The organism is Sphingomonas sp. SP6, from assembly GCF_058313435.1.
Genome location: NZ_JBZFLG010000005.1, coordinates 1 through 3505, shown reverse-complemented (window position 1 = coordinate 3505; position 3505 = coordinate 1). Strand labels below are relative to the sequence as shown.

General features: G+C 57.0%; 1 tRNA gene and 2 rRNA genes. All 3 read left to right on the top strand.

The window, feature by feature from the left end:
• Nucleotides 1-225: 225 nt before the first annotated feature.
• Nucleotides 226-3019: ribosomal RNA gene (locus tag AC4GYY_RS16080) — 23S ribosomal RNA — on the top strand.
• Between the two features lie 158 nt (nucleotides 3020-3177).
• A 5S ribosomal RNA gene (gene rrf, locus AC4GYY_RS16075) occupies nucleotides 3178-3292 on the top strand.
• Nucleotides 3293-3388: 96 nt separating this feature from the next.
• Nucleotides 3389-3465: transfer RNA gene (locus AC4GYY_RS16070), tRNA-Met, on the top strand.
• Nucleotides 3466-3505: the final 40 nt, after the last annotated feature.

The window sequence follows — 3505 nt, the reverse complement described above, 5'->3', positions numbered from 1 at the left end:
GAAGGTATTGGTTCGGACAAGCGGTTAGGCCTTCGGGCCGATGCCGCGAGCGCCGGGCCGGTTCTTTTCACCGGCCGTCCGTCGTGGTGACCGCCGCGACGCTAAGGACGGCCAAATCTGGCTGAGATTAATCATCCACACCGAGCATACCGCGATACGCTGCTCTGCCGAGTTTCGTGTCATCCGCAAGGATGATCCAGCGTTGTCGTTGGTGGTGTGGACTCTCAAGCGTGAGGTAAGGGCAATTCGTGGATGCCTTGGCGCATACAGGCGATGAAGGACGTGGCACGCTGCGATAAGCTGCGGTGAGGTGTGAGCAACCTTTGACCCGCAGATTTCCGAATGGGGAAACCCACCTATCCCGTTTATCTGACTTCTGGCTTCGGCTGGCGGTCAGGTAAGCGGGGACCAGGTATCATGGAACTGAATTCATAGGTTTCGTGAAGCGAACCCGGCGAACTGAAACATCTCAGTAGCTGGAGGAAAAGACATCAACCGAGATTCCGTTAGTAGTGGCGAGCGAACGCGGACCAGGCCAGTGCCTGATATTCAACTAGCAGAACGCTCTGGAAAGTGCGGCCGTAGCGGGTGACAGCCCCGTATGCGAAAGTGATGTATCAGGACTCGAGTAGGGCGGGACACGTGTAATCCTGTCTGAACATGGGGGGACCACCCTCCAAGCCTAAATACTCGTATGCGACCGATAGCGAACTAGTACCGTGAGGGAAAGGTGAAAAGCACCCCGATGAGGGGAGTGAAACAGTACCTGAAACGGATTGCCTACAAGCAGTCGGAGCGTCCTTGTGGCGTGACGGCGTACCTCTTGCATAATGGGTCTGTGACTTAATGTACCAAGCAAGCTTAAGCCGATAGGTGGAGGCGTAGCGAAAGCGAGTCTGAATAGGGCGATAGAGTTTGGTGTATTAGACCCGAAACCCGGCGATCTAGGCATGACCAGGATGAAGGTGGGGTAACACCCACTGGAGGTCCGAACCGATTAACGTTGAAAAGTTACCGGATGAGTTGTGTTTAGGGGTGAAAGGCCAATCAAGCCGGGAAATAGCTGGTTCTCCGCGAAAACTATTGAGGTAGTGCCTCGGATGGACACCGTTGGGGGTAGAGCACTGGATGGATGCGGGGGTCGCGAGACCTACCAACTCTAACCAAACTCCGAATACCAACGAGTGATATCCGGGAGACAGACGGCGGGTGCTAAGGTCCGTCGTCAAGAGGGAAACAGCCCTGACCTACAGCTAAGGTCCCCAAGTCACGTCTAAGTGGGAAAGCATGTGGGAATCCCAAAACAACCAGGAGGTTGGCTTAGAAGCAGCCATCCTTTAAAGAAAGCGTAACAGCTCACTGGTCTAAATAAGGGTTCCTGCGGCGAAGATGTAACGGGGCTCAAGACGTGCACCGAAGCTTAGGGTGTGCAGCAATGCACGCGGTAGCGGAGCGTTCCGTAAGCCTGTGAAGCGATCTGGTAATGGGTCGTGGAGGTATCGGAAGTGCGAATGCAGACATGAGTAGCGATAAAGAGGGTGAGATGCCCTCTCGCCGAAAGACCAAGGGTTCCTGCGCAAGGCTAATCCGCGCAGGGTGAGCCGGCCCCTAAGACGAGCCCGAAGGGGGTAGTCGATGGGAACCACGTTAATATTCGTGGGCCTGGTGGTGTGTGACGGATCTCGTGTGTTGTCGGCTCTTAACGGATTGAGCCGGCTTCGAAGAGGTCCCGGGAAATAGCCCCACCGTATAGACCGTACCCGAAACCGACACAGGTGGTCTGGTAGAGTATACCAAGGCGCTTGAGAGAAGTGTCCTGAAGGAACTCGGCAAATTGCCTCCGTACCTTCGGAAGAAGGAGGCCTCCTCGGCGGGCAACCGCTGTGGGAGGGGCACAGGCCAGGGGGTAGCGACTGTTTAGCAAAAACACAGGGCTCTGCTAAGTCGGCTTCAAGACGACGTATAGGGTCTGACGCCTGCCCGGTGCCTGAAGGTTAAGTGGAGGGGTGCAAGCTCCGAAATGAAGCCCAGGTAAACGGCGGCCGTAACTATAACGGTCCTAAGGTAGCGAAATTCCTTGTCGGGTAAGTTCCGACCTGCACGAATGGCGTAACGACTTCCCCACTGTCTCCAGGACATGCTCAGCGAAATTGAATTCTCCGTGAAGATGCGGAGTACCCGCGGTTAGACGGAAAGACCCCGTGCACCTTTACTGCAGCTTCAGAGTGGCATTAGGAAGGAACTGTGTAGCATAGGTGGGAGGCTTTGAAGCATTGGCGCCAGCCGGTGTGGAGCCATAGGTGAAATACCACCCTGTTGTTTTCTGATGTCTAACCCAGGTCCGTGAAACCGGATCGGGGACCCTCTGTGGCGGGTAGTTTGACTGGGGCGGTCGCCTCCTAAAGAGTAACGGAGGCGCGCGATGGTGGGCTCAGGCCGGTTGGAAACCGGCTGTTAGAGTGCAATGGCATAAGCCCGCCTGACTGCGAGACTGACAAGTCGAGCAGAGACGAAAGTCGGTCATAGTGATCCGGTGGTCCCTCGTGGAAGGGCCATCGCTCAACGGATAAAAGGTACGCCGGGGATAACAGGCTGATAACCCCCAAGAGCTCATATCGACGGGGTTGTTTGGCACCTCGATGTCGGCTCATCACATCCTGGGGCTGGAGCAGGTCCCAAGGGTTTGGCTGTTCGCCAATTAAAGTGGTACGTGAGCTGGGTTCAGAACGTCGCGAGACAGTTTGGTCCCTATCTGCCGTGGGCGTCGAAGTTTGAGAGGAGTTGACCTTAGTACGAGAGGACCGGGTTGAACGTACCTCTGGTGTACCTGTCGTCGTGCCAACGGCGCAGCAGGGTAGCTATGTACGGACGGGATAACCGCTGAAAGCATCTAAGCGGGAAGCCTCCCTCGAGATAAGACTTCACAGGACGGTCGGAGACCACGACCTTGATAGATCGGATGTGGAAGTGGAGCGATCCATGGAGCTAACCGATACTAATCGTCCTATTCGCGCTTGAGAGTTGCACACCATCAACGACAACGTTGGTGCGATGTGGATGACATCCAGCCAGTGCACGCATCGATGGCAGGCCTCGCCAGAGGCCCGCCGAGAACCCTTCTCGCACCCCGAGCCCCGCGCCTCCCGCGCCGGCCCGGGCGTTTCACCGGCTTCATTGCCTGGTGGCCATAGCGGCGGTGTCCCACCCGATCCCATCCCGAACTCGGCCGTGAAACCCGCCTGCGCCGATGGTACTCTCGCTCAAGCGATGGAAGAGTAGGTCGCCGCCAGGCATTGCAGCCCGTGAAACACCCACGAGAAGACAGAACCCATTCACATCCCCTCCCTCGCCCGCGAGCCCAAAGCTCGCGCGAGCGGACTACGGTTGACGCGGGGTGGAGCAGCCCGGTAGCTCGTCAGGCTCATAACCTGAAGGTCACAGGTTCAAATCCTGTCCCCGCAACCACCCAACATCCCCAAACACCAGCACGCCGCGGCGCGGTCCC